Raw genomic sequence first — 25,472 nt, forward strand, 5'->3', positions numbered from 1 at the left:
CGTCAAAAACATAAAATCATGAAAACCAAAACCACTTTTTTAGGCTTTTTGCTCATCGTACTTTTTACAGTTAGTTGCGATAACGATGCCATTGATGCCAATGGAGCCATTGTCAACGAAGAACGTGAAATCAACGGCTTCAATTCAATATCTCTCAGTGTTCCTGCGAATGTTTACATCACCAACGAACCTGGGGAATCATTCAGAATTAAGACGCATGAGAACTTACTAAGGGTCATTGATACGGATGTGATTGGCACAACCTTGAGAATTACTACGAATCATAACCTGAGAAACGTAAAAACATTGGAGGTGTACGTTTCGGCACTAGACTATGAAAAATTGAGTATCACAGGAGCTGGTGCCATCCGCGTTGAGAACTGCCTTGAGGTAGATAACCTAGCATTAGAGATCACGGGCGCAGGACTTATCGAAGTATGTGGTAATGCCGAAAGCCTGAACACCAAAATCACTGGTGCTGGAAAAATTGAGGCATACGACCTTCAGGCCCTGAATACCAACGTTACCGTATCTGGTTCAGGAGAAGTTCAAACTCGGGTGTCTGAGACACTAAATGTGGATATATCAGGCGCAGGAGTGGTCCGATATATTGGAAATCCTGAAATCACGAGTAATATCAGCGGGGCGGGTGTCGTCCGAAAGGCCAATTAATTGGTCTTGATCACAAAGGTAACTTCCCCCTTTGAAATTGGAGCAGGTGCTTTAGAGCCGTCAGTTTGAATAAAACTAAGCTTGAGCACTTGTTTCTTATAGAACTCTACAATCGTATTATCACTGATCGTTGTGCCTGGAAGGACTGAAACCGTTAATACCTTACCTCTATCGTCTACATCAATACCAAATTTGATTACTCCATCAATTTGGGAGTCATCTTTTTCAGCAGGAGGTCTTTCCCACTTCCAACCATCAAGACTATAACTCACTGAACCGATATCTGAGCCATCAGGGTTGATGCCATCTGTCTTCTTATTGCCTTCTGGATCTCCCTGATTCCCTTTCTTATCAGGATACTTTCCTTGATTGTTTGATGCCGCCTCTTTTGAATCAGAATCCTTCTTTTTGCCACCCATAAGTGCTCTTTGGTCCACAACAGGTTTAGGTTTTGGTTTAGGTTTGACTTCTTCTTTTTTTTCCTCTACTGGGGGCTCTTCTTTAATCTCTTCTTTCTTAACCGGAGTTACTTCTTCCACCTTTACCTCAGATTCTTCCTTAGTGGTAATTGGGTCTTCAATAACTTCTTCAGTGGGTGGATCTTTTACAGTCTCTTGTGTCTCCACCTTAGCAGGCACAACTTCTTTCTTAACCTCTGGCTCTGGTTTAGCTACTTCTTCGACAACTTCTTCAACCGGGTCAGTTTCTTCCGTCTCAGTTTCGGTTTGTTCAGTTTCTACTTCAGCATCCGGAGGAGTATCTTCTTCGGTTTCTTCTAATTGGGCTTCGGTATCTCTTTCGATATCACCGCCTCCCTGTTCCTGAAAGCCGAAATTCAATTCTATACCGTATTCTTCGATAGGTGGATCAGGAGCGCGCCATGCCACAAGAAAAACTAAGAGCAATATGATCAGCCCATGCACCACGCTGGTCATGATAATGCTGAACTTCTTATCTTTCTTTTCCTGATCCGACATTCTATTCTGCTTTTGCTACCAAATTTGTCTTTTGCTCTAGCTTGGCAATAATCCCAGTCACCTTTACGAAAATCTCGGCCGTAATGGTTTTATCTAAATGAAGACTGACTGTTCCACCTGGTTCACCGATTACTTTGGCCAACTCCCTTTCGAGATTGGCGAGGGTAACTTCATTATCATTCACATAGAAGATATTGCCTTCCCCTACTGTAACGCTATTCTTCTGCAAAGAGATGCTTGTTGCGGCTGCGGATGGTAAATCTACCGGTAGACCCGAAGGTGTGATAAAGGATGAAGTAAGCATAAAGAAGATCAATAACAGAAATACAATATCCGTCATCGAGGACATACTAAATGCAGAATCAACCTTATGTTTTGATTTGATATCCATTATTGAGGCTCTTGAAGTAAGTCAATAAAATCAATCGAAGTGTACTCCATATAATGGATCGCTTTCTGCACTTTTGATACCAGGTAATTATAGCCTAAGTAGGCGATAATCCCCACTACCAAACCAGCAGCTGTAGTAATCATAGCTTCATAAATACCCGTTGAAAGCAACTTAGGACTGACAGAGCCCTCTTCTTGTGCTATAGAGATGAAGGCCTGAATCATACCCGATACGGTTCCTAAGAAACCGATCATTGGCGCAGCACCTGCCGTTGTTGCTAGCAGGGAAAGGTTCTTCTCTAGTTTATAGACCTCGATCTTTCCTACATTCTCAATAGATGCCTCGATCGACTTCAGTGGACTTCCTATTCTATGGATGCCTTTCTCAATCATCTTGGCAATCGGTGAGTCAGTCTGTGAACAAAGGAGTTTAGCGCCATTCACATCTCCATTGGCCACTAAATCCTTGATCTTCTCCATGAACTCAAAGGGAGTTTTCGAAGCCCTGTTCAGGTTTCTTAATCTTTCGAAAAAGATGTAGATGGCTACAATTGATAAACCTGCGATGGGGATTAACCAAAACCCTCCTTTTAGGATCAGTTCGAAAAAGAACAATACTTGATCTTCGCCTGCCCCAACATTCGTGGTATCAGCAGCACTTAAATTTTGAATCAACGTCATTTTAATATTTCAATACCCAGATATTTTCACCGTATGTCGATTTTAAATCCTCCATCGCACTCGCGGCTTCAGATAGTTCATCAACTACATTTATTCCTACTCTATGGAGGGTTTTGTCTCCTGTCGGTTTTAGTAGGTATGCATTAATTCCTGCGGCTACTATTTCGTTGCCTTTATCAATGGCCAGATCTTCGTCATAGAAGCTTCCAACAATAATGTAAAAACGTCCGCCACGCTCTGAAATTGTGGTCAAAGCAACAGTAGGTTCCGGTTCGGGATCAGGTGTTTGCTCAACCACTTCTGGCTCAGCTTTCGGAGTCTCTTCCTCAACAACCGGCTGTTCTGTTTCTTGCTGAACAGGTGGTGTAATCACCGGTTCTTCATCTGATTTAAAGAACAGGAAATAGAATGCCGTAGCTAGTGCCAGAACAACAATCACAATTAAAACTGGTCCTGCACCACTCTTCTTTTTCTGTTCCTCTGGCTCTGTTGACTGTTTGACGGGCTCTTCCTTTACCTCAGCTTTTGGCTCCTCTTTGATTGGTGGAGCACTTTCTTCTACAGGTTGTGGCTTGGGAGCTGCTTTCGGCTTTGGTTTTGTCTTGGGCTTCTCAGGTTTCTTTTGTTCTTGAGCTACCGGCAAGACCGCATCATCATTTGCCTCTAAGCTGATATCTTCTAAACCCAAGTCATCATCCGATGCTATTGGCTTTGCTTTTTTAGGTGCAGGCTTCCTTGTAGTAGGTTTCTTTGCTGCTGTAGACTTAGTTGTTGTCTTTCTTGTAGTGGTCTTTTTAGCTGTAGTAGACTTAGCGGTGGTCTTTTTTGCAGCTGGTTTCTTTCTCGCAGTACTACCAGTAGTTTTGGCAGCTGTCTTCTTAGCAGGAGCTTTTCGAGCCGGTCTTTTTGGCTTTTCATTCTCCTCTGAAGAGTCATTTGTCTGTTTTGCTGCCATAGGTTTAAGGTTAATGGTTAGAATATATAATGTACAATATATCTAAACTACACGAGGTGTACTGTAACCAGTAAATTAGAATGAAACTGAGATTCCGCCTAAAAATTGAATACCTCGCGATGGATAGTTAAGATTTCTCTGGTATTCGCTGCCGAATAGATTGTTCAATTGTAAAAATACACCAAATTGTTGATTTAGATTGTATTTCCCTCCCAAATTTAAATCTACAATATCATCTAATTCAAATTTCTGCGCTGTCTCACCATTCCAGGCATTCAAGCCTCCCATATAGTATAAGTCTGCCGTCACCGTCAAGTTTTCTATCGGGAAGAAGGTATTATTAAATGCTGCTTTGAATGACGGTAAATGCCAGGCTTCTTCAAGATTGGCCGCTGTTGTACTCAGGTCGTAATTGTAGAAATCAAACCTTAAGGACGATCTCACCTCTCCCGCCTTTTCAAAATTCACCTCTGAGAAAATATTCAAACGATCTACTGTACCCGGGTCATACAAAATCTCGAAACGAGATGAGTCAGACACGGCATTGGTAAACAATTGCAAATTATTCAATGAAGCCAATGAACCTCCAGCATTGAGCCTTAAACCCTTTGATAGGTCTATCTCTACACCACCATAGATGTTACTCTCCGTCTCAGTGTTTCTCAGGTCAAAACCTGGTCTTAAAAAAGGATTTTGGTCAATTGAAGATTCCAGCGTATTCATGGTCAGAAAACCTTCATAGCCAGCATAAACTCTCAGTCCTGCATCCACATTCACAGAACCCTCAACTACTGGATAAAGCGACATACCATTTCCAGAATCATTGTCTCCTGCAAAATTAATTCCCGCCTTAAGGGCAAACTTATCGCCAGCATAATTCACCCTAGGCTGAAGGCTCAAATAGTTTCTATTCGCTTCAACAGCTCCTTCAGATCGCTTTGATAAGACTGCGATTGCCTCTAATGATAGGCTTAATTCCTCAGATAGTTGGTAATCACCAGCTACGTCAAAATCGAATTTATTTTCTTTTGCTTCTAAAGCATCTCGGAAGAATACCCAATCGGTCTCAAAACTGTAATTGAGTTGTTCGTCTCTCTCCGTCTTTTGAACGCCTACGTTTGCCGAGAATCTCGTGAACTTCTGCTCTATGGCATCGCTGGTTAGATCCAACACCGGATTATAACCAAAGAAGTGAACCTTCTGGCCAGTATAGTTCAAGCTACCTGAAACTGTATTAACTCCATTGAAGAACTTGCCACCAACGGCTGCCTCTGTTCTACCACTGGCCGAATTCTCATCAAAAATGGGCCCTCTTTGAGAGGATAAGTGCCTTACATAAAGGTTTACTATATAGTCCTGACTCTTAGGCGAACCAATGTATCCTTCGAAATAAGGTGTGCCGTAGTTCCCATAACCAGCTCTCACATAATTGGAAGTAAAATTGGCTGCTGGTTGGCTTGACCTATAATTCGCAGTTCTAAAAGATGGTTCTAAGGGACTCAAATTGTACTGAAATCTCCTGAACTGGTACTCTTGTTTAGTTACCGCACCCGATACAGGCAATTGAGGAATCTTCTCAAAATTTCTTGTTGCAGGTGGCAACACGATTTTTCTGTCCTTACGGATTACAATTTCAGCCTCTTCTTCAAGCCTGCCCGTTGTACCAACTTGGGCCAATCCTTCAATAGATACAAGGGAACACAAAGCGATGATTGTCAAAAACCTTTTCATTACTGATTCCCTCCCCTGTTTTGTGTGGTGTCTTGAGCGGCAACCTGTTCAAGGTCTTTTTCAAGCTTTTCTATCTGTGTCAATTTGACTCGCGCTTCGTCTACTATTTCCTTAATGGGTGAATTCTCTATAATAGAGTTTACTGTAGCTTTCGCTTGGAAAAGTTCTTCTAAGGCGATGTAGTTATCTGCCACTAGTAAGAAAGCCTTACCCAACCAGTCTTCGTAATCGGAGAAGGTCTCACTAAACTCGAAAAGCGTATTCAATGATTCCTGATATCGCTTCTGCTGATAGAAGATCTGACCGAGTAAATACTGTGCTTCAGCTCCATATTGGTCTTTAGCATCATTTATTGTAGTCAAAAGCTGATCGATAGACTCATCAAAATTCCCTTCACTGTAAGCTGCCTTGGCTAGATAAAGCTGAGCCCTGTTGGTCGCATCCTGCGAAATATTCCCTTTTGTCAAGATGTTGTTCGCATAGGTTCTCATCTGATCATACTTACCGAGCTTGAAATTTGCATCGAGTAATCCGATCCAGGCATCATTCTCTTGGCGCTTACTTCGTGCAATGGATTCTAGCTTGGAGAAGTAATTTGCTGCCTCCTGAAAGTCACCTGCCTGCAACTGTAATTGCCCAATGCGCTGAAAAACTACATCCATATCATTGATCTGCGACTCTCTATCCAACTCATAATAAAGCTCTAATGCCCTGTCTGCATCTTCTAATCTGAAATAGCTTTCCGCTCTAAAGAATTTGGCCTGATGACGTAATGGGCTTTCAGCATAGTTCTTTTCATAATCTTCGAAAGCACCAATGGCTGCGCTATACTCTTGTCCGTAGTACTTGTTCTTCGCTGCCTCGAGTTCTATGGTTTCCAAAGACTGATTGTCTGGATTCGCTCCTCTATACTTAGCCAGGTATTGATCAAACTCTAATACCTTGTTATTAAGCTTTAAAGTATTCTGAAGCCCTAACAATGCACTATTCGCCACTTTACTGGTCACATAGTTATCGAGTATGGTCTTATAATCTTCTTCTGCCTTGTCCAATTCATTCAAGTTAAAATAGGCCAAGGCCCTGCTCTCATAAGCGTAAGGAATAAAAGGACTTTGTTTCAGTCTGTCGATCACTCTGGTAAAGCCAAGGATAGAGGCTCTGTAATCATTTCCTTCCAACTGGATTTGGGCTTTCTTATAGATCGCATCGTCATAATATCTAGAGCGACTGTATCGATTTATGACAATATCTAAAGCTTGAATGGCCTCAGCACTCTTATTCTGAAAGTCTCTCACTACCCCCTTCTGGAAATAGGCATAGTCGACATTGGGGTTATTGTTATCAATGGCTCGCTGGTAATAAGAAATAGCAGTTGCATATTCCTTGTCTACATAGTAGCAATCGGCTAACCTAAGAATCGCATCATCATAATTGAGACGGTTTTGAGCATTTTGAAGGGCATCAACGTATCGCTTCAAATAAACACGTGCTCTCGAATAGTCCTGAGTATTATAGTAAGCATAGCCCACACCGTAATTAGCTTTCAGGTAGTATTCGGAGTTTCTGTTTCTTGTTTCAAAAACCTTCTGGTAGCTTCGAATAGCTTCTGCGTAAGCTCTAGAGGTAGCTTGCGCTTCTGCTTTCCAGAATAACGCACCGGTCTCTAAGTTTTTATCCGTTCGGTAAGTGAGCGACTTATCAAATAATTGAATAGCTGTTTTGTACTTGCCTGTATTGAAGTACTCCGTTCCCTTGTAAAAGGTGACCTTCTGGTAGGCTTCTTTAATCCTGTCTGTCTTATTCTCTATTCTTTCGATAAAGGCGATTGCCCTTTGGAAATCATTAGTATTTAGAAAAGCCTCAGATAATAGGTTGTTAGCTTCTGGAATGTAGGATGAAGCTGGAAACTGCTTGATAAAGCGATCGAGAGAAACGATGGCCTGAGAATACTTCTTTGCTTCGAAATTCACCTTGGCAAAGTTGAAGGCTGACTCTTCCTGGATCGTTGTATTAAATGAAAGTTTACTTGCTTTATCAAAGGCCGAGGCCGCAAAGAGGTAGTTTTCTTGCTCCACGTAAAGTTGTCCTAGATAGTAGGAAGCTAACTGTGCCACTGTATCCTCCTTTAAGGCTACTCTCTTAAAGTCTTCTATGGCCTTCTCTCCATTGCCCAATACAAAGTTTGAGTAGGCCATTCTATACAATGTCTCATCTGTGATGCTCTGGCCAGCGATTTGTCGATATAGATCATAGAATTCTATGGCTTCCTCGAAGCGCTCTTGATTGTAAGCCGATTCTGCTGCCAGTTGATAGATCTGATAGAGATAGTCCATCCTGCGACTCTCTGTTGCAATGTCTTTGAAGTTGCCTGCATAACTCAAAACCTCTCCAAAGCGCTGCTGCTTGAAGTAGGCACTCGTGATCATGATCGGCACACGGAACTTGTATTTATCACTCTCAGCGGCTCGCTTCAGATCAACCAATACCTTATCATAGTTCTTATCGAGATAGGCTAGAAAACCGGAGTAGTAATTTGCGTCAGCATAATAAGGACTGTTTTGCTTCTTCGCCAAGTCGAAATACTCGATGGATTCGTTCTTATTATTTAGACTAAAGGCAGAGTAGGCAATTTTAAAGTTGGTTTCTGACCGCTCGGTATCATTCAGTACGTTGATATTCGCCAACTTGAGATACTTATTGGCAGTCTGCCAATCTCTCGCCTCGAAGGCGTTGATCCCTAAGTTATAATAGGCTTTAGCTGCTTTGGGGTGGTTGGGGCGTTTGGCTACAAAATCGGCAATCAGTTGGGTGCCGTCAGGGTTTTCAAGGTTTAAGGCGCAATAGGCAACGTAATACTCTGCATCGGCCTTCTTGATTTCGTCATTCCCTTCGTTGAGGTATCTCTCAAACTGTTCTCGAGCAGCACTATACTTATGCTTATCAAGCAACTCTAAACCAAATCGATAAAATCGGTTTTCGTTGTTTTGATGTAGCGTATTTTGAGCATTTAATGACCCGAGAGCAAAAAGTGAGATAGTGAGTAAAAAAGTTATCTTTCTCATCAATATTTATTTGCTCGCTTAAACTCTAAACTCCTTTTGGCAATGATTATTGTCAGCTTGTCGACCAAGTACATCAATGCATTAATTTAAATACTAATTCCTTCAACACCTCTTCTTCTTTCATGGCCCCAGCATTGACCCCTTTAGACTTTAAATCCGCTTCGTGTAAATGCTTTATGTTTTGCATCACCTTAGTCAAAGCATAATGAGAGGCCGCCATTTTATACTCCTTGACCACGAAAGGCGGCACACCGATCGCCCTGGCCAATCCCGAATCAGATTTGTCCTTTGCGCTATGCACCTTTAATAATTTCGTGTAATAGCCATACAAAAGGGCAATCATTGGGATAATGGAATGCGCTCTAATGTTGGCTGAAAAGTAGCTGACAATCTTGCCCGCTTTAAGCACATTTCTTTCAGAAATAGCCTTTTGCAGCTCAAAGACATTATAGTCTTTGTTGATGCCGACATACTTCTGAATTAGGGTTTCGTTGATCTCCTCTCCCTCCTTTAGGTTTATCGCCACCTTGCTGATCTCATTACTCAATCGCTCTAAATTGGTACCGATATATTCGGCCAGTAGTTGTACCGATGAATAGTTAATTCTGAGCCCCTGGTCCTTGACATAAGCCTCGATCCACTTAGGCAATTCATAATCTCTAAGCTTAGCCGTAGTGACTAAGAGTGATTTCTTTGTCAGCGCTTTTGACAGCGGTTTTCTGCCATCTACTTTCTTGTGCTTGTGGGCGAAGACTAAAACCGTAGATGGCACAGGATTATCGAGATAGTCCATGAGTAGCTTTTGCCCTTCCTCCTTGCCGATATCCTGAATGTCTTTGGCTTCTTTTACCATCACTACCTGACGTTCAGCCATCATTGGAAAACGTCTGGCATTGGTAATCACCTGACTCATGACCACATCTTTGCCATACATAATGGTTTGGTTGAAACCTTTTTCGGCTTCTTGCAAACAATTCGTCTCAATAAAATCTGAAATTTGGTCGATGTAGAAGGACTCTTCGCCCTGAAGGAAATATACCGGAGCGTACTTTCCGGCCTTCAAATCGCTTAATACCTGATCGGGATGCAGACTCATAGATTTGGAATCAAATATAGTCAGTCCTTTCTATTTTTCGAGTGATTGAACTAAGACTTTTATAAGCTGTTTATATTTGCATCAAACGGGTTGAGATGTCATCGAAATTAGTTGAAAAAGGAATTGAATCTTGTCGAAATGGAGCCTTTGGAAAAGGGGTTTCATTCTTTACTGAGGCTTTAGAATCAGATAAGAATAATGTTGAGGCTTTGTACAACAGAGCCAGAGCGTTGTCAAGAGTTGGTAAGCTTCAAGAGTCACTAACTGACTTCAAAAGACTCACTGAAATTGACTCTTCAAATGCTTCATATATAGGAGATTATGCAGTGTCTCTTCACTTAAATAATGAAAATGATTCAGCGAGTTTAGCATTTGAAAAAGCACTCGCTTTGGAACCCAATAATCCTTACCGTTACTCCTCCCGAGCCTTCTTTAAGGATCGAATTGGCGACTTGGAGGGTGCCATTGCCGATTATGAGAAAGCCATAGAACTTGACCCAGAAGATGCGATTGCGCTTAACAATAAAGGACTTGTGGAAGAGAAGCTTGGGTATCAGGATAAAGCCAAAAAGAGTTTTGATAAGTCGAACGAACTCGTTGGCTACAAACCAGAGAATAAAACTGAGCCAGTAAATTCCCCTACTCCCACGGATGAAACTTCAAGCAAGCAACCATCCAGAGGGCAAGTCATCAAATCAATCTTTACAAAAGATGGCTTCAAGGACTTTACTGAGTTCTCTAAGAATCTCTTTAAGGGAAACCGAGGCAAGAAATAGTCGAACATAGAGAAGGCTTGTATATTCCTTTGCTCCAGATTTTTGTAATTTGTTGTTCATCAACCAAAACACACTTACATCATGTCCGGAGATAAAAATCCACTTGACGCACTTCAAGGCGTTAATTCAATTGAAAACCTCACTGATCAAGTAAAACAAGAAGCTGACGATTTTATTGACGATGTCAAAGAAGAAATTATCGAGGCAAAGGATAATTTCATTCAAGAGATCAAAGACACTATCATGGGCTTAGGTAACTCTATTTTTGGGGACTTTAAACTTTTTTGGTCTATCGTGAAAACCATATCTCAGTGGATTATAAAGCCTATATCTCTAAATGTCCGTGATATTGAAAGAGAAAATTTGAAACGGGCTGGAGAAGGTTTAAAGGCTCGCTATTTCACTGATTTTAATCTCATGAAAAGTATTTTTATGCTATCGCTCACTTTTTTGGTGGTAGAAGAAGTTGCCACCAATGCCACTGAAGAAGAATGGATAAGTCAGGTGGTTTTCTTCCTTTTCTTTGTTGCCTTGCTATTTGTTTTTATAGGTGCAATGTGGCTTTGGAAAAGAGTTGTTGGCATCAAGACTAGGGACGCGAGAGTGTTTATTGGTTTTTTAATTTATCAATATGCTACCATCTACATCATCTCATTTATTGTGAACGGGCCTCTTGGATTGAACGTGTCATCGGACGAATCAAACACATTGATATTCTTCGTTTACTTTCTTCCCTTAATTCAATCATGCTACTTTCTTATTAAGTTGATGAATTACTATCAGCTTAGAGGCTTTAGAAAAGGTGTTGGTTTCGTTTTGGGCTTTGTGTTTTTAATGTTCTTCCTATTCCTTCCTTCATCCATCAATGAAGTGTTTTTAATAGATGGAATTACTGGAGAATAATAATTTCGCTAAACTTAATTTCTCAGTTTCGTTCATTAATGATAAAATCAACCTATGAAAAAGCTCAATATTATCGTTTTGACATTGCTGATCAGTACTGTCGCATTGGCTCAAAAGAATAAAGAAGATCAAATCAAAATGGCTGTTCAAGCGGCTCCGGCTGAGGCCAGAGACGGTGCTCATGTATACGGTTTTGATGATGACGGAAAGTTCATAACCCTTCGAGAAGGCACCAATAATTTTGTTGTAAGAGCAGATGATCCTAACAAAGATGGCTTCGAAATAGTGTGTTACCCGAAGGATGTAGAGCCTTTTATGGCTCGTGGCCGTGAATTAAAGGCTGAGGGTAAAAATCGAGGTGAGATATTCGATATCCGTGAAAAGGAAATGATGGATGGTTCTCTTCAAAAGCCCGGTTATGGATCTACTCTGCAAATCTATTATGGCAAGGATGCCCGATACAATACGGAAACGGGGCTGGTCGAAGGTGGATCTTTCAGGTATGTAATCTACACACCACTTGCTACGTCATTGACTACAGGCTTACCAGAAAAGCCCAATGGAGGTGGGCACCCTTGGGTGATGTTTCCGGGTCTTTACAGAGCACATATTATGATTACGCCCAGGTCTGGCAATTAATAAAAAAAGAGCTGTCTTGGTGAGTTTTTCGTCATTCTGCTCCGAAAATTCGGGGTATTTCAGAATCTAAGTCATTTCTTATTGAAGTCTAACAGACCCTGAAACGAGCCTGTCTGCTACAGGCAGGTTCAGGGTGACGTTGATTATTTTCCAAGACAGCTCTAAAAGGTGTTATTGACCGTCTCCAGCAATCCAGTCTCCAATATCTAATACCTCATCTATCACTTTGTCAGTAGCGTCATTGGTAAAGGTTTGTGCCAGTTCCAGGTAGAAACTAATCTTGTCCCATACTTGATCAAACTTGGCTTGAAAAGCTGATGCATCTGCATCTCCCCCGCCATTGGCAATAGCACTACCGGCTGCCCATACTTCCTGAAGTACAGCATCCGTAGCATCGTTGGTATAGGTTTCGGTGAACTTCAAAGCCGGGTCCAAAATTGGCCATATCTGATTGAAGACATCTGCAAAAGGTGGTTCTGCACCATCATCATCTGGCTTGAAGGTAATCGTGTTGTTCTCAATAGCATTCTTAACGGCCGCTATCAGTCTTCTTCTTTGTGTTTTGCGTGCTTGACGATTTGCTCGCCTTTCTGCTCTTCCCATGTTTACGTGTGGTTTGGTTAAAATGGAAATTACAAAAACTCATTTTAAATCACACCGAAAAATTTGATCACTTCCTCATCCTCTCCATTAAATCGATAAAGGGCTGTCCATCGATTTGCTTAAGTACATGTGGACCGTTTTTGATGATCTCTATTGTAGAATCTACACCTTGCTGCAGGAGATATTCGTGTGCCTTTTTAGAGGCGTTCATCCAATACCTGTCTCTGTCTCCCACAATAAAATAGAATTTGGTGTTCTTGACTCTTTCCAAATCTGCACCTGACGGGTTCTTCCTAGGAAAGCCAGCGACTCCAACAAGGCTGTAAAAACGATCGGCCAGCGCAATGCCTACATTGAAGGAGTTAGCACTATTAGCACTAAAACCCACCATATGAAATTTATCACCTTCTACATTGTAGTTCGCATTAATATGATCAATCAGCTGCCTGGTCTGACTGACTCCATTCGACCCAAAATGAGCCAAACTCTCTACTATAATCCATCCATATTTCGAAGGAGTACCATGCCAGTAGTAGCTAGGTGAATCCTCCTTTACCCCATCCCCTGGTCCAATAATGGCAGGGTAAGGTTTTGATGCATCATAATCTTCGGGAAGGTGAATCGCGTATTTTAAACTTCGGCCATTGGACAGTATGACTTCTTCAAAACGCGTGTTGGTCAATACATCTTGAGCGATTAGACCGGTGACACAAAAAACTAAGAGTGTGGAATAGATTATCTTATTTATCATAATTCAATCTAATCCAAACATAAATTCCCTTTGCCGCCTAATGGGACAAAGGGAATAAATTGTGATCATCAAATACCTTGTTACTCACTCCTAAGGGCTTTCACCGGATTACCCATAGCGGTTTTAACCGATTGGTAACCAACGGTCAACCAGGCAATGGTACTAACCGCCAATACCGGAATCAACCAAATGATTGGGTTAGACAAGTCGATCTGATATGCAAATGCGCTGAGCCAGTCTTTCATTACAAGGAAACCAAAAGGAAGCGCTATCAAGGCGCCAATCAAAACCAACCAGGTAAACTGTCTGATTATCATTAGGGTAAGTTTCTGAACAGATGCACCTAAAACTTTGCGTACGGCAATCTCCTTATAACGCCTTTCAAGAGTAAAGGCGGCTAATGCAAATAAGCCGAGACATGCAATGGCAATGGCTAAGCCTGAAGAAGCGGTAAATAGATTACCAAACCTCTCCTCTTCTTGATACAGAGCATTAAATGACTCGTCTAAAAAGGTGTATTCAAATGGTTCATCCGGCACAGTCTCATACCACAAGTCTTCTACAGCTTTTAGCGTATTTTGATAATCTCCGCTGACTTTTAGACTGAGATAATTACCTGCAAACCAATCAGCTTCCATTCTACCATCTTTTCCCATTAGTCTAAGGACAAAGGGCTTGATATCTTGCTTTAGACTACGGAAATTGAAGTCCTTCATAATACCAATTATTGTGTAATCTTCTCCATCCCCTCTGCTCAACTTTTGCCCCAATGGATCGTCTGCTCCTAACCAGCGAACTGTTGCCTCATTGACAATAATATTGGCCGTATCTGAAACCATATCATTATTGAAATTTCGTCCTTCCAGCAATTCTATACCCATAGTTTCTATAAACCGATCGGTAGCAAAGAAGGTATTGAAGCTATAACTTCTCGGATTGTCTTCTACAGTTTGATAACCCCAATCAGAGACACTTCCTGATGGGTATTGATTAGAGAGTGTGACGGCCTCTATGCTGGGCATTGCCCTGAGACGATTCATCATTGAAGTACCTTTGTCTTCCAGACGAAAAGCATTCTTTACCAATAGTACCTGGTCTGGCTTAAAGCCTAGTTCTTGTTTACCCAAAAACTGCAATTGGGTATATACGATTATTGTGCTTACGAGTAGAAAAATGGAAATAGCGAATTGGAAAGCCACCAGACCTTGCCTTAAAAACACTTTCCCTTTGCTTCCTTTCTGTGCCTCTCCTTTTAAGGCCTTTATTGGTTTAAACGCACTCAACACGAATGCTGGATAAGATCCCGCCAAAAACCCTACGATAAGCATCAAAACAAATAATCTCACCAAAGTGCTTATATCGAATAACTCGCTGTAACTGAATTCCCTATTCGCCAACTGATTGAAATAAGGCAAGACTGCTGAGGCGATAACAAGTGCCAAAACTGTCGCCAAGGTACAAACAAGAAAGGATTCTAATAGAAACTGATTAATCAATTGACTTCTGAGAGATCCGAGTACTTTTCTCATGCCGATCTCCTTTGATCGCATAGCAGAACGAGCAGTACTCAAGTTCATGAAGTTGATACAAGCGATAATCAGAATAAAGAGCGCTACGGCCCCGAAAACATATACATTGTCAATACTTCCACTTGATCTCAAAGCAAGGTTTGGATAGTGAAGATGTAGTTTTGACATAGGTATTAATGAGAAGGTCTTCTTGCCACCTGCAGCCACAAAGTCATCAAAACTCGCATGCCCCGAATATTTTATTAACTCTGGTCCTATGTGTTCTCTAACCAGATCAGGGATTCTAGCCTTTACTTGTTCCGCTGTAGCACCTGGGGTGAGTTTAGCATAGGTAAAAAAGTTGTTCCCTGTCCAATTACCTATGGTGACCCAAGACTCATTCGGGTATGAATTGATATAATCGAAATCAAAGTGAGTGTTCTTCGGTGGGTCGGCAACTACACCCGTTACCTGAATTGTCTCACCATTTACGGTAACAATTTTTCCCAAGGCACTCTCATAGTTGAAAATTCTATCGGAAAGTGACTTCGTGAGCACAATAGAATTAGGCTCCGTTAACGCCTCATCCGGATTGCCCTCTATGAACTGAATAGAAAATATTCTGTGAAATGTAGAGTCAGCATTAAAACCTTTCGAAACCTTAAAAGCCTGACCATTAGCCATGAAGGTTTGAGCGTACGGACCTTGGATTCGTGCAATCTCTGCCACCTCTGGAAAGTCTTGCTTCATTTGAATCCCCAATCTAGCGGGAGTGTATGCTCCTGATTGATTGTTCGCGACATAGAATAGTTTATCAATGTCCTTGTGATATTTGTCATAGCTCAGTTCATGACCAATGTAAAGCACTATGAGCAAGCAAGCGGCCAGACCCAGGGCCAGACCAGAGATATTGATGAATGAGTAAAACCGCTGCTTGACCAAACTGCGGATCGAGATTTTTAAATAGTTTTTAAGCATAGCAATGTTGTTTAGAGAGTTTATATCTTCCAGACCTTTGATATATCGTAAGCGAAAGAATCGAAGGACATCCCAAGAGAATTTCTTACGCGCGGTCTGAATACCTTCACTTTCAATTCTTTTATAAAACAGTTCATAGGCATCTCCTTCAATGATTTCTAAGGCTCTGGGTTTGCAATAGAATCGCAGAAACCTGATGGCCCACTGAGGAGGCTCCTGATCAAATTGAGACATATTCTAAACCTAAGTTTGGTATCTGATCATGTAGCTTGTTACGCTGATCTCTGATGAAATTCAATGCCTCTTGGCCTGCTGTATTAATCTTGAAATACCGCTTTCTCCTACCCCCCCGTTCTTTGGTGGCTCCGCCAACATGAGAGTTCAAGAATCCTTTGCCTTCCAATCGGTCCAAGGCAGAATGCACCGCACTAATGTTGATCTTACGATTGGTTTGAACTTCTATCTCCTCCATTACACTAATGCCGTAAGCATTGTCATTAAGGATGGCGACCACTAGCAACACGAGCTCTTCGAACTCCCCGATATTAATCCTAGCCATTGGTTTTTATTTGTTTCACAATAGTAAATGAAATCTATATGTTTCACTATTGCAAATTAAATAAATGACTACCGTACTGAACCGTTAGATCATGTGACTGAACTGGAAATGCTCAGTAATGAATTAGTAGCCTTTGTTCAAGTCTACTGTATGCAAGAGCTCACGATCCTCTCGAAGCCTCTTGAGGTTATCGAGCAACAAGGCAATGGCAGAATTTGGCGTGGTAACGCTAGCCACATGCGGAGTGATAGTCACTTTGGTGTGTTCCCAGAGTGGGTTGCTTGGAGGCAAAGGTTCTTCCCAAAAGACATCCAACAAGGCGCCTGAGAGTTGTTCATCATCTAGCGCATTTATCAGGTCTGATTCGACTAAGTGATTGCCCCTTGCCACATTGATGAGATAAGCCCCTTTTGGAAGACTACTAAAGAGTTGCTTGTTGAGGATATTGACCGTTTGAGGTGTGACGGGTAATAGGTTTACCAAAACTTCGGCATGCGAGAGGAACTCTTTTTGGTCAGATTCATCAAAACACTTTATCCCTTCTATACGCTTTAGCCTTCGGCTATAGCCAAATACTTCAAAGCCCAGACCAACTAGCTTTTCGGCAAGGTGCCCTCCTAATGCTCCAAGCCCCATCACTCCCACTTTGAGTGGTTTATAAGTTATTCTATCCCATGTCTTAGACTTTTGGTTATCTAAATGCCTCAGCATACTCCGCTGATGCATCATGAGTCCCATAATGACATAGTTGGTCATGTCTCTAGCCAGAAAGGGATCGACTATTCTGGTGATTGGAATATGCTCAGGAATTTGTGGGTCTGTCATTAAGTGATCCACTCCTGCCCCTAGCGAACTGATCCATTTAAGATTGGGTATCAAATCGATTACTCCCTTATCAAGCGGTTTCCAAACGAAAAGTACCTTTACATTCGTAAGATCGGCCTGAGTAGGCCAAACATGTATGTTTCCAACTAGGTCTGATTTTGATAGACCTTCTACCCAAGGTTTTGGGTCCCATACTGATGATGAAATAAGGATGTCTACTTTTTGCTTATCCATGGATTGTCTTTAATGTAAAATCGCCAAGGTTTGAGTGCGTCTTCTTCGGCATAGTCAACACCGATTCGCTTTGAGGTCACAATATAATTATCCCCAACTTTTGGAGCATCTTCGATCCATATTTGATCACCCTGAAGGTCTGCTGCATAGTGTTCTTTTGTTTTTATGCCCAACGCTGCGGTCAAGGTGCCAGGCCCGGAAGTTAATCTATATTCAGCCGCTGATAGCTTTCGCCTTTTCAACATGCTTTCTATTCCATCCAATGGTTGAATGGCTCTAATTAATACTGCATCGGCCATACCATCTACATTGGTCACCACATTGAATAAGTGATGAATACCATAGCAAAGGTAGACATAGGCTACACCACCTGCACGGTACATGATTTCGGTCCGTTTTGATCTTAATCCATTATTGGCATGACAGGCTTTATCATCTCTACCAGCATATGCCTCAACTTCAGTAATAATCCCCGAAGTATGTATTCCGCGTAAATGGGTGTGCAATTCTTTTCCCAGCAAAGACTTGGCAACTTGTACGACATTTTCGCTTTGATAAAACGTGGGACTTAGCTTCATGTTAAAATTAGGACAACCAAAAACCGAGAAATCAGTTTAAAGGATCGAAACCACTTAACCATGAATAAAATGAAAAAAACTTTAACACTTATCGCTTCACTGGCATTACTCGTCTTCTTTCAAAATAGTGCATTAGCACAAAGAGGTCCTGCTGCTAGTCCTACGGCTACTGTCAAACAGGCTATTGGTAATACTGAAATGACGATTATTTATTCAAGACCTAGTTTAGCGGGTCGTTCCTTAAGTTCACTTGCCCCTAACGGTAAAGTATGGAGAACGGGCGCTAACGCAAACACCAAAATCAACTTCAATAAGGACGTAACTATTGGTGGAAAAGCTTTACCAGCTGGGGAGTATTCTATGTATTCGATCCCTGGTGATGGTGAATGGACCATTATCATCAACAAGGCGAAAAGCTGGGGAACTCAGTATGATGAATCACAGGATGCAGTACGCTTCACAGCAAAGGCAACGACTACTGATGGTTCTGTAGAGACTTTCAGAATTGACCTTACAGACTTTGATAATAAAGCTAAGGACAAAGCTAACTTAGAATTGGCTTGGGGAAATGTTTCGGTAAAATTCCCGATTGTCGTTAAGAACTAATCGAGATAAGCTTTTGAAAGAAGCCTTCTGCATGGATATGTAGGAGGCTTTTTTTATATCTTTGGTGTGAATAATTAAGATACCTATGAGAAGAATTCAACTAACACTTATTGCACTTACACTTTCAGTTTGTGCTATAGCACAGATCAAAATGCCCCCTCCCAGCCCGACTTTCGAATTGAAAGGGACTGTAGGTTTAGCTGAGGTTAAAGTAGTTTACTCACGCCCAAGTGCTAAAGGTCGTGAAGTGGCCGGTAACTTGATTCCTTATAATGAAGTTTGGAGAACTGGCGCTAATGCATCTACTAAAATTACTTTCAGCACAGATGTCAAACTGAACGGGAATGCCGTTCCAGCGGGTGAATATGCACTCTATACTATGTTCACTGAAGAAGTTGCTACTATAATTCTTAGCAAGAACCTTACTTGGTGGGGATCGCTTGGCTATGATGCCAAAGACGATCTTTTAAGATTTGAAGTCCCAGTGAAACACCCAAGTAGCCACTATGAGACATTTACCATGAGTTTTTCGGATTTCACCAGAAGTTCGGCTAATCTCAATATGAAGTGGGAACATACCAAAGCCATGTTCACCATTGAAAGTGATGTAGATGACATCGTAATGGCTGACATCAAGGCACAGGTTATTGATGCTACACCTTCTAACCCTGGTGTTTATTTCCAGGCAGCGGGTTATTACTATGATACCGAAAGAGATTCAAAGCAAGCGCTTGCCTGGGCTAATAAAGCTATTGAAGGTAGTGGAGAACAAAAGAAATATTGGGAATATCACTTAAAAGCTAAACTGCAAGCCAGACTCGGTATGAAGAGTGAGGCTATCGCGACAGCAAAAGAATCAATAGCATTAGCGAAAACGGGAGGTAATCCTGACTATGTAAGGCTTAATGAGAAGTTGATTGCAGATTTAAAATAACACTACTGTTAGTACATAAAAAGGGAGCTTTCGCTCCCTTTTTTGTTTGATTTAGAGCAGTTCAATATCAAGAAATGCCCACTGAGTATTAAATACTTTCGACCACCATATACTCTTGATTACTTGGGCTAAAAAATGCAAAAACCTTATCAATTATATGGTGGCATCTTACTGCTCACCTCCCTAATTTCTTGCAGTTCAAAGACTACGGTTCACCCTGGTGCCATTTACCACAAGGTCTACCCTGGTAGTTCCGAGCTCGATTTGAGCAAAGTAGAAGCACAAAAGATCACCTATACTAAATTCAGAGGCACAATGGTTTATAATCTCACGAAACCATCCGTGAACTCAGATGAAGATTATCGTCTCTTTATTGACTTTAAGGTGAACGGTAAAGAAGCACCAGACTCAGTATACTTCTCTACAAAAACTTTGGGCGTTACGAAAAGATGGTTCTATAATGCTTTTTCGGATTACACTGGAAGACTCGACTTTATTAACAACACCTTAACTGGAACCATTACTCCTGGTGAAAACTCCAGCCTTGATTCCGAACTTCTCTATAATAAGTCCTATAGCCACGAAGTATTTGAACCAGCTACTCTACACTATATCTTAAGTGCCCTACCCTTAGAAGTTGGCTATACTGCATCCTTGCCTATGTTAGAATTAGCTGACGGTTCAAAAATCGTTTGGGCGAATGTAGAAGTCGTAGCTGAAGAGGATTACAAACTTGATGGGAAGTGGATCAAAGTATGGAAAATCATTTCTGATGGCAGCAGACTGAAAACTTTTTGGCTGCACAAGGAGAGACCAGTTTTCCTCGAAATGAAGAATAGCGGTGTCAGGTTCAAATGGAAATATCAAGCTGGATAAGGCAGTCCTGAATTAGCAAAAGCCTATACCTCTAATACCATTATTAATTATGGTTGTCTACAATTAAAAAGAGGGCTTTCGCCCCCTTTTTTTCTGACCCCGTTGAGAATCAGAATACTTCAGTTTACAACCATGAAACGAAGTTCTTTTGAGTCTCTCGGACTCGTGTTATTTGGTTCTGGTGAAAGTCATGGTCCAGTTCACCTCGCGTTTTCAGTGCCTTCAGATCAAAGCTTTCAACTAAAACACCCAACTGCCGGCCGGTGCTGGTGCAACTCCCTTTTCTCTTAAGTAAATCATGGTCTTGCCATGTTCTCTTTGCAAATGGCTTGTGACAATCAGAATTGCCTTCAAGCGTGTGATTTGCTTTTGGCTTCCCCGTCTGCCCCAAGGGACAGTTTCCGATAAATCTTCAGTAGACAACTTCTCAAGTCCACTTCTAAAGTGTTGGAATGACTTCTCCAAGAGATCAATGACTCCCTCCTTGTCTTTAGGCGGGTTTCTAGGGTCAACAGGAAAGTTCGGCTGACCGGCTTTTACACTGGCTGCAAAACCGATATTCGATCGTGTGGTATGATTGATTTGATCCGCAAAGCTTCTTAACGGGTCTCCTGGTGAATAATCAAAGTGTTCTGCCGGCATCAATTTGGCAGACTCTACTACCATCCTTGTTACATTGTCCCAAGTTTTCAATACATCATCTGCTGTGATGGCTTGGGCCTTGGTCGATAGCTGGATACCCAATAGCACCAAAACCATCAATGTTCTTTTTAACGTGAATTTCATTTTCATAGTCATAATTGTTTTAGCTAATGAAGCGCGAAACCACCTATTCGAGTTGATCAGAAAGTCTGAAGTGGCCTGATTGACTTTCATCTGGGCTCAGATTGATCACAAAACTCCAAACCCAAGATGGTACGCTTGTGATAAGATCTTTATAGAAATAGGCCTCTTTAAGTGGCTTAAGGAGCGCTTGGTTCAGTTTGAAGGACTGTTGGAATCGAGAATTGCTTAATTTGTTTTATTAAACCCTATTTTCAGGAGTTGCGCATCATAGAAACATACAAGAGTATTCGGTGGAGGCAATGGCTAGTGCTCTTTATGTTCTGGACATTCGTGGCAGTGTTTCTGAGCACACAACTCTACTTTAATGGGGTTAAAAATGGCGTAACCACAACATGGTGGTTTGTCTTTAAAGGACAAATTCCGATATGGTATTTCTGGGCGATCGTTACTCCTCTCATTCTTCATATGGTGAACAAGTACCCAATAAGTGTCAATGACTTCTTAAAACCGTTATTGGCTTATGTGTTTTTCGGTCTGGGACTGCTATTCATCATGACCAATATCACCTTGATTTATATGTTTATGACTCACGGTTATATAGATCTGAGAAACACGAACATTCAGGAATACAGTCCTTATTTCTTCTCAAGGATTTCTAATGATACTTTGATCTACCTCTTCGTTTTGGCCATTATCATAAGTGTTAGAGCTTATGGCATTCGTAAGAAAAATGAACTTGACCTGGCTTTGGCTCAACTCAAAAACGATCAATTGCAGAACGAGCTAACACAAGCACAATTACAGGCACTCAAGCTTCAATTGAACCCTCATTTTCTCTTTAATACGCTTCATACCATTTCATCGCTTACCCTTATTGGACAAAATGAGTCATCGGCCAATGTAACAACCCGATTGGGAGATTTCCTTAGAAGGACATTGGACTTTGAAGAACATCAACTGGTATCACTAGCCAAAGAGTTGGAATTCTTTGATTTGTATCTGGAAATTGAATCCGTCCGTTTCCAGGATCGACTGGTAATTGAGAAAGATGTTCAATCCGATTGCCTCGCACTCAATGTCCCGAATTTGTTATTGCAACCCCTGGTTGAAAATGCGGTTAAACATGGGATCGCGAAGAGTAAATCGGCATCGTTGATCAAATTATCCATATCAATGTCTGACGATCGGTTATCAATTCAACTTTATAATGACGGCCCATCATATGATCATGAATCGGAGAAAGGAATTGGTTTACAAAACATTAAGAACAGACTGGATCGTCTCTATGGAAATGACTATCGTTTCCAAATAGAAAGTGATACTTCAGGTAAAGGTGTAATGACTATATTGGATTTACCTACTTCAAGTCAGCTAATTCATGAGTAACAAGATTTCTGTACTAATCGCAGATGACGAGCCAGTCGCACGACAGGTAATATCTCATTTCTTGCAAAAGGAAGATGATTTTGAGGTTGTGGCTGAGTGTGGTGATGGGCTTGACACCATAGAGAAAATTGAAAGCCTAAAGCCCCAACTGGTCTTTCTCGATATTGAAATGCCCGAGATCTCTGGCATAGAGTTAATTAGTCAACTCAATGCTCCATTACCAACGATAGTCTTTGTCACGGCATATAATAAATACGCGGTGCAGGCATTCGAAGAAAACGCCCTCGATTATATTCTCAAGCCATTCGATGAAGAAAGGTTTAGCAAGGCATTAATCAGAATCAGAGATAAATTTAAAGCAAGGATCAATAGTGAAGCTAACAAACTAGATGATCTACTAAGCGTCTTTGAAGAAATACTTATCGGCAAAGGTGATTCGAAATACCTAAAGAAAGTCGGGTGCAAACACAGAGGTGTGATCAAGTTTGTGCCTGTGGAGGAAGTAATATGGGTTGAAAGTGAAGGGGCTTTTTGTAAGCTTCATTTATCCAAAGGCATGCAAATCACCAACCTTTCTATAAAGCAACTCGAAGGCTTACTCGACCCAACAACCCACTTAAGGATTCATAAATCCCATATGGTGAATGTTGATCAAATCGATAGTATCGAACCCTATTTTCATGGAGAATATATGATCAATCTTAAGGCTGGGAAGACGCTAAAACTCAGTAGAGGATATAAAGACCGACTTGAGTTTATTCTAAATCAATACAAGTAGCTCCTTACCATTGCCAAATCCCGAAAGCTACCTGAGGCGGTGCGGGATGTCCTGATTGCTTTAAGGCCAGAATGATTTGCCCTCTGGTATGGGATTCATGTGATATAAGGTAACCCATAAATCGTACCGGAGACATGGGCCAATTCTTCTCGTTTCTTTTAAGTGCATCCGAAAGCACGCTTCTTAAAAGTTGATTGGACTTGGTCAGTTGATCACTTACATAGCCGGACTTGAGGCTTTCGACATTGTCGATTTCGGTATCCAAGCCCTCTGCTTGAGCCTCAGAAGCCAGCTCAGAAAGCCACATCATTCTTACATTATGCAAGTGTGCAAACTGATCGGCAATATTGCGGCCTCCGGAAGTTGTAGTATCCCTTAAATAGTCATCTTTAACTGCCGTCATCAGCAGGCTATTCATCTCAGCGTGCTTGTCCCAGGTAGATAGAATGTCGTTGATTAATCCGGTTTGCCCATAAGAAAGTTGAGGTATGGACAATAGGAAAAAAAGTGCCAGAGTACTTAGTAACCTTTTCATATTGAGAGAATTGTAATGAAAAGATAAATAGAATTGGACTAAGTTCTATTGTATTAAATAAGAGATTATCGCTTAGGACAGCTCTTGCACATCTTCTTACTCTTCTTCTTGTACTTCTTGCAGCACTTCTTTAAAGAACAGTCGCATTGACCGCCAATGAATGTAGAAAATGGACTTGCGTCCTTCACCTGCTCCTCTTCAAACTCCTCAAATTTCAGCATTCTTATTTAGACTTAATCTAAATACAAATAAAGAGCAGGATTTCCATTTCGCCAAACAAAAAGACAATAAAAAAGGGAGTCAATCGACTCCCTAAACTGTGAATATTAAATGTCTTATCCGGCAGCCTGAATTTGCTTGGCAATTGATTGCACTTCGTCTAATACACGTAACAGGTTACCGCTCCAAATCATACCTATTTCTTCTTCGGAATAGCCTCTTCTTACCAATTCCAAAGTTACATTGAAAGTTTCTGAAGCATCATCCCAGCCTTCAACGCCCCCGCCTCCATCGAAATCGGAACTAATGCCAACATGCTTTATTCCAATCTTCTTGACCAAGTAATCAATGTGATCTACGAAATCTGAAACATTTACTGGTGGAGCTACGCTATTGATCTCAGCATCGATACGTTCCTTGTGCTTTTCTTGAAAGGCATTGTATTCATCAAAATAGGCAGTTCGTTCATTTCGACTCATTGCCCTAAACAAACTGCCAGGTTTAATCTCAAAGCCTTCTTCCTCTGCAATCTGCGCAATCACTTCACTTGATCTTGTACGATTAGCTCTATGCTTTTCTGAGTTCAAGTAACTTTTAAATGCCACTGTCTGAATCACTCCGCCATTCTCTTTCAACATCATTAACTGTTCATCATCTAGATTACGGCTCACATCATTCATGGCCCTAGCCGCTGAATGAGATGCAATCACAGGTGCTTTGGAAAGCCTCATCATTTCCATGTTAGCCACTTTTGAGGGATGCGATAAGTCGATCATAATTCCCCATTTGTTCATCTCAGCAATCACCTCTCGGCCTAGATCACTTAGGCCATTATGCAGCCAAACACTGTCTCTTTCTCCCGTATTAGAGTCACTTAATTGACTATGTCCATTATGTGCTAGAGACATGTAGCGTGCACCACGATCATAGAATTCCTTTACTCTATTGATGTCTTTACCGATCGGATAACCGTTCTCGATTCCGATCATCGCAACTTTCTTTCCTGTAGCATTAATTCTTCTGACATCGTCAGAAGAATAGGCTATTTCAATTCTATCTGGCGCTATTTCTTCAGCTAATCGGTGAATGGCTTTAAACTTATCATCCGCATTGGCATAGGCACGATCAAAACCTTCATCTGTTAATTCTCGCTGTCCGGTATAAACTATAAACCAGGCTACGTCTAGACCGCCCTCTTCCATATTAGGAAGATTTACTTGTGTAGGGAGTTTCTTGGTATAGTTATTATCCTCAGTGAAATTGGTGGTATTAATATCATCATGCGTATCCAGTGTGATAACACGCTCATGAATGCCTTTGGCATACTCCAGCAATTCTGCTTCCGTCATTTCATCAACTGATTTCTCTTTAGGTTCACAAGCTGTAAACACTAAAGCCAAGGCGGCTAAAAAATAGGTTAGTCTTCTCATTTTA

At 41.3% G+C, this 25,472-nt stretch carries 25 protein-coding genes; 9 read left to right on the forward strand and 16 right to left on the reverse strand.

Translation table 11 applies throughout. The features are described 5' to 3' along the window. The first annotated feature begins 18 nt into the window (after nt 1-18). Nucleotides 19-672: a head GIN domain-containing protein gene (locus BFP97_RS04485; protein ID WP_069841264.1), complete on the forward strand. Its 654-nt coding sequence runs from the start codon at nt 19-21 to the stop codon at nt 670-672. On the opposite strand, the gene BFP97_RS04490 is transcribed toward BFP97_RS04485, so the two are convergent. The 7 genes from BFP97_RS04490 to holA form a co-directional block, all read right to left on the reverse strand. Next, nucleotides 669-1,649: a hypothetical protein gene (locus BFP97_RS04490; protein ID WP_069841265.1), complete on the reverse strand. Its 981-nt coding sequence runs from the start codon at nt 1,647-1,649 to the stop codon at nt 669-671. The two genes, BFP97_RS04485 and BFP97_RS04490, sit on opposite strands and share 4 nt — an antisense overlap. Nucleotide 1,650: 1 nt before the next feature. After that, complete coding sequence (locus tag BFP97_RS04495) at nt 1,651-2,040, reverse strand: ExbD/TolR family protein (RefSeq protein ID WP_069841266.1); 390 nt, start codon at nt 2,038-2,040, stop codon at nt 1,651-1,653. After that, complete coding sequence (locus tag BFP97_RS04500) at nt 2,040-2,720, reverse strand: MotA/TolQ/ExbB proton channel family protein (RefSeq protein WP_069841267.1); 681 nt, start codon at nt 2,718-2,720, stop codon at nt 2,040-2,042. The genes BFP97_RS04495 and BFP97_RS04500 overlap by 1 nt, the downstream gene beginning before the upstream one ends. Before the next feature lies 1 nt (nt 2,721). After that, nucleotides 2,722-3,675 carry an SPOR domain-containing protein gene (locus BFP97_RS04505; protein ID WP_069841268.1) on the reverse strand — a complete coding sequence of 318 codons (954 nt, stop codon included), beginning with the start codon at nt 3,673-3,675 and terminating at the stop codon, nt 2,722-2,724. 75 nt (nt 3,676-3,750) lie between these two features. Further along, nucleotides 3,751-5,406, reverse strand: a complete 1,656-nt coding sequence (locus BFP97_RS04510; RefSeq protein ID WP_139135177.1) for a hypothetical protein — start codon at nt 5,404-5,406, stop codon at nt 3,751-3,753. After that, a complete protein-coding gene (locus BFP97_RS04515) occupies nt 5,406-8,468 on the reverse strand; it encodes a tetratricopeptide repeat protein (protein ID WP_069841270.1) in 3,063 nt (1,020 codons plus the stop codon). The genes BFP97_RS04510 and BFP97_RS04515 overlap by 1 nt, the downstream gene beginning before the upstream one ends. Nucleotides 8,469-8,541: 73 nt before the next feature. Next, nucleotides 8,542-9,564 (reverse strand): DNA polymerase III subunit delta, encoded by a 1,023-nt coding sequence (gene holA / locus BFP97_RS04520; RefSeq protein ID WP_069841271.1) that lies wholly within the window; start codon nt 9,562-9,564, stop codon nt 8,542-8,544. A gap of 95 nt (nt 9,565-9,659) precedes the next feature. Here holA and BFP97_RS04525 point away from each other — a divergent pair, with 95 nt between their 5' ends. The 3 genes from BFP97_RS04525 to BFP97_RS04535 all read left to right on the forward strand — a co-directional run bounded on the left by BFP97_RS04525 (nt 9,660) and on the right by BFP97_RS04535 (nt 11,882). Then, a complete protein-coding gene (locus BFP97_RS04525) occupies nt 9,660-10,340 on the forward strand; it encodes a tetratricopeptide repeat protein (RefSeq protein ID WP_069841272.1) in 681 nt (226 codons plus the stop codon). Nucleotides 10,341-10,421: 81 nt separating this feature from the next. Beyond that, entirely contained in the window at nt 10,422-11,243 is an 822-nt protein-coding gene (locus tag BFP97_RS04530; protein ID WP_069841273.1) for a hypothetical protein, read from the forward strand. A 54-nt stretch (nt 11,244-11,297) separates the two neighbouring features. After that, nucleotides 11,298-11,882: a hypothetical protein gene (locus tag BFP97_RS04535; RefSeq protein WP_069841274.1), complete on the forward strand. Its 585-nt coding sequence runs from the start codon at nt 11,298-11,300 to the stop codon at nt 11,880-11,882. A 171-nt stretch (nt 11,883-12,053) separates the two neighbouring features. Here the strand turns inward: BFP97_RS04535 and BFP97_RS04540 are convergent, their stop codons facing one another. The 6 genes from BFP97_RS04540 to BFP97_RS04565 all read right to left on the reverse strand — a co-directional run bounded on the left by BFP97_RS04540 (nt 12,054) and on the right by BFP97_RS04565 (nt 17,918). Next, nucleotides 12,054-12,485: a hypothetical protein gene (locus tag BFP97_RS04540; protein WP_069841275.1), complete on the reverse strand. Its 432-nt coding sequence runs from the start codon at nt 12,483-12,485 to the stop codon at nt 12,054-12,056. Between the two features lie 67 nt (nt 12,486-12,552). Next, nucleotides 12,553-13,236, reverse strand: a complete 684-nt coding sequence (locus BFP97_RS04545) for a hypothetical protein (RefSeq protein WP_069841276.1) — start codon at nt 13,234-13,236, stop codon at nt 12,553-12,555. An 80-nt stretch (nt 13,237-13,316) separates the two neighbouring features. Beyond that, nucleotides 13,317-15,956: an ABC transporter permease gene (locus BFP97_RS04550; RefSeq protein ID WP_069841277.1), complete on the reverse strand. Its 2,640-nt coding sequence runs from the start codon at nt 15,954-15,956 to the stop codon at nt 13,317-13,319. After that, entirely contained in the window at nt 15,943-16,281 is a 339-nt protein-coding gene (locus tag BFP97_RS04555) for a PadR family transcriptional regulator (protein WP_069841278.1), read from the reverse strand. The genes BFP97_RS04550 and BFP97_RS04555 overlap by 14 nt, the downstream gene beginning before the upstream one ends. A 123-nt stretch (nt 16,282-16,404) precedes the next feature. Further along, a complete protein-coding gene (locus tag BFP97_RS04560; protein WP_069841279.1) occupies nt 16,405-17,340 on the reverse strand; it encodes a 2-hydroxyacid dehydrogenase in 936 nt (311 codons plus the stop codon). Further along, nucleotides 17,322-17,918 carry a DNA-3-methyladenine glycosylase gene (locus BFP97_RS04565; protein WP_069841280.1) on the reverse strand — a complete coding sequence of 199 codons (597 nt, stop codon included), beginning with the start codon at nt 17,916-17,918 and terminating at the stop codon, nt 17,322-17,324. The genes BFP97_RS04560 and BFP97_RS04565 overlap by 19 nt, the downstream gene beginning before the upstream one ends. A gap of 69 nt (nt 17,919-17,987) precedes the next feature. Here BFP97_RS04565 and BFP97_RS04570 point away from each other — a divergent pair, with 69 nt between their 5' ends. From BFP97_RS04570 to BFP97_RS04580, 3 genes are all read left to right on the forward strand, one after another. Continuing rightward, nucleotides 17,988-18,524: a DUF2911 domain-containing protein gene (locus BFP97_RS04570; protein ID WP_069844199.1), complete on the forward strand. Its 537-nt coding sequence runs from the start codon at nt 17,988-17,990 to the stop codon at nt 18,522-18,524. An 85-nt stretch (nt 18,525-18,609) separates the two neighbouring features. After that, nucleotides 18,610-19,458: a DUF2911 domain-containing protein gene (locus BFP97_RS04575; RefSeq protein ID WP_069841281.1), complete on the forward strand. Its 849-nt coding sequence runs from the start codon at nt 18,610-18,612 to the stop codon at nt 19,456-19,458. A gap of 135 nt (nt 19,459-19,593) precedes the next feature. After that, a complete protein-coding gene (locus BFP97_RS04580) occupies nt 19,594-20,334 on the forward strand; it encodes a hypothetical protein (protein WP_069841282.1) in 741 nt (246 codons plus the stop codon). Nucleotides 20,335-20,574: 240 nt separating this feature from the next. Here the strand turns inward: BFP97_RS04580 and BFP97_RS04585 are convergent, their stop codons facing one another. Then, nucleotides 20,575-21,210, reverse strand: coding sequence for a DinB family protein (locus BFP97_RS04585; protein ID WP_069841283.1), 636 nt, complete (start codon nt 21,208-21,210; stop codon nt 20,575-20,577). A 168-nt stretch (nt 21,211-21,378) separates the two neighbouring features. Between BFP97_RS04585 and BFP97_RS04590 the strand changes: the two genes are divergently transcribed. Together BFP97_RS04590 and BFP97_RS04595 are read left to right on the forward strand one after the other, a co-directional pair. Next, on the forward strand, nt 21,379-22,506 hold the full coding sequence (locus BFP97_RS04590) for a sensor histidine kinase (RefSeq protein WP_139135179.1): 1,128 nt from the start codon (nt 21,379-21,381) through the stop codon (nt 22,504-22,506). Beyond that, a complete protein-coding gene (locus tag BFP97_RS04595; protein ID WP_069841285.1) occupies nt 22,499-23,284 on the forward strand; it encodes a LytR/AlgR family response regulator transcription factor in 786 nt (261 codons plus the stop codon). Before BFP97_RS04590 ends, BFP97_RS04595 begins: the two co-directional genes overlap by 8 nt. Before the next feature lie 4 nt (nt 23,285-23,288). On the opposite strand, the gene BFP97_RS04600 is transcribed toward BFP97_RS04595, so the two are convergent. Beyond that, nucleotides 23,289-23,819 carry a DinB family protein gene (locus tag BFP97_RS04600; protein WP_069841286.1) on the reverse strand — a complete coding sequence of 177 codons (531 nt, stop codon included), beginning with the start codon at nt 23,817-23,819 and terminating at the stop codon, nt 23,289-23,291. Nucleotides 23,820-24,154: 335 nt separating this feature from the next. Next, the gene (locus tag BFP97_RS04605; protein WP_069841287.1) at nt 24,155-25,468 is read right to left on the reverse strand and encodes a dipeptidase; all 1,314 of its coding nucleotides are present in this window, start codon (nt 25,466-25,468) and stop codon (nt 24,155-24,157) included. Nucleotides 25,469-25,472: the final 4 nt, after the last annotated feature.

It is taken from the genome of Roseivirga sp. 4D4 (genome assembly GCF_001747095.1).
Lineage (GTDB): Bacteria > Bacteroidota > Bacteroidia > Cytophagales > Cyclobacteriaceae > Roseivirga.

What these genes read in the sequence shown, in the direction of transcription:
- BFP97_RS04485 (WP_069841264.1), top strand. Translation starts at nt 19, where the DNA reads ATGAAAACCAAAACCACTTTTTTAGGCTTTTTGCTCATCGTACTTTTT.
- BFP97_RS04490 (WP_069841265.1), bottom strand. Translation starts at nt 1,649, where the DNA reads ATGTCGGATCAGGAAAAGAAAGATAAGAAGTTCAGCATTATCATGACC.
- BFP97_RS04495 (WP_069841266.1), bottom strand. Translation starts at nt 2,040, where the DNA reads ATGGATATCAAATCAAAACATAAGGTTGATTCTGCATTTAGTATGTCC.
- BFP97_RS04500 (WP_069841267.1), bottom strand. Translation starts at nt 2,720, where the DNA reads ATGACGTTGATTCAAAATTTAAGTGCTGCTGATACCACGAATGTTGGG.
- BFP97_RS04505 (WP_069841268.1), bottom strand. Translation starts at nt 3,675, where the DNA reads ATGGCAGCAAAACAGACAAATGACTCTTCAGAGGAGAATGAAAAGCCA.
- BFP97_RS04510 (WP_139135177.1), bottom strand. Translation starts at nt 5,406, where the DNA reads ATGAAAAGGTTTTTGACAATCATCGCTTTGTGTTCCCTTGTATCTATT.
- BFP97_RS04515 (WP_069841270.1), bottom strand. Translation starts at nt 8,468, where the DNA reads ATGAGAAAGATAACTTTTTTACTCACTATCTCACTTTTTGCTCTCGGG.
- holA (WP_069841271.1), bottom strand. Translation starts at nt 9,564, where the DNA reads ATGAGTCTGCATCCCGATCAGGTATTAAGCGATTTGAAGGCCGGAAAG.
- BFP97_RS04525 (WP_069841272.1), top strand. Translation starts at nt 9,660, where the DNA reads ATGTCATCGAAATTAGTTGAAAAAGGAATTGAATCTTGTCGAAATGGA.
- BFP97_RS04530 (WP_069841273.1), top strand. Translation starts at nt 10,422, where the DNA reads ATGTCCGGAGATAAAAATCCACTTGACGCACTTCAAGGCGTTAATTCA.
- BFP97_RS04535 (WP_069841274.1), top strand. Translation starts at nt 11,298, where the DNA reads ATGAAAAAGCTCAATATTATCGTTTTGACATTGCTGATCAGTACTGTC.
- BFP97_RS04540 (WP_069841275.1), bottom strand. Translation starts at nt 12,485, where the DNA reads ATGGGAAGAGCAGAAAGGCGAGCAAATCGTCAAGCACGCAAAACACAA.
- BFP97_RS04545 (WP_069841276.1), bottom strand. Translation starts at nt 13,236, where the DNA reads ATGATAAATAAGATAATCTATTCCACACTCTTAGTTTTTTGTGTCACC.
- BFP97_RS04550 (WP_069841277.1), bottom strand. Translation starts at nt 15,956, where the DNA reads ATGTCTCAATTTGATCAGGAGCCTCCTCAGTGGGCCATCAGGTTTCTG.
- BFP97_RS04555 (WP_069841278.1), bottom strand. Translation starts at nt 16,281, where the DNA reads ATGGCTAGGATTAATATCGGGGAGTTCGAAGAGCTCGTGTTGCTAGTG.
- BFP97_RS04560 (WP_069841279.1), bottom strand. Translation starts at nt 17,340, where the DNA reads ATGGATAAGCAAAAAGTAGACATCCTTATTTCATCATCAGTATGGGAC.
- BFP97_RS04565 (WP_069841280.1), bottom strand. Translation starts at nt 17,918, where the DNA reads ATGAAGCTAAGTCCCACGTTTTATCAAAGCGAAAATGTCGTACAAGTT.
- BFP97_RS04570 (WP_069844199.1), top strand. Translation starts at nt 17,988, where the DNA reads ATGAAAAAAACTTTAACACTTATCGCTTCACTGGCATTACTCGTCTTC.
- BFP97_RS04575 (WP_069841281.1), top strand. Translation starts at nt 18,610, where the DNA reads ATGAGAAGAATTCAACTAACACTTATTGCACTTACACTTTCAGTTTGT.
- BFP97_RS04580 (WP_069841282.1), top strand. Translation starts at nt 19,594, where the DNA reads ATGCAAAAACCTTATCAATTATATGGTGGCATCTTACTGCTCACCTCC.
- BFP97_RS04585 (WP_069841283.1), bottom strand. Translation starts at nt 21,210, where the DNA reads ATGAAAGTCAATCAGGCCACTTCAGACTTTCTGATCAACTCGAATAGG.
- BFP97_RS04595 (WP_069841285.1), top strand. Translation starts at nt 22,499, where the DNA reads ATGAGTAACAAGATTTCTGTACTAATCGCAGATGACGAGCCAGTCGCA.
- BFP97_RS04600 (WP_069841286.1), bottom strand. Translation starts at nt 23,819, where the DNA reads ATGAAAAGGTTACTAAGTACTCTGGCACTTTTTTTCCTATTGTCCATA.
- BFP97_RS04605 (WP_069841287.1), bottom strand. Translation starts at nt 25,468, where the DNA reads ATGAGAAGACTAACCTATTTTTTAGCCGCCTTGGCTTTAGTGTTTACA.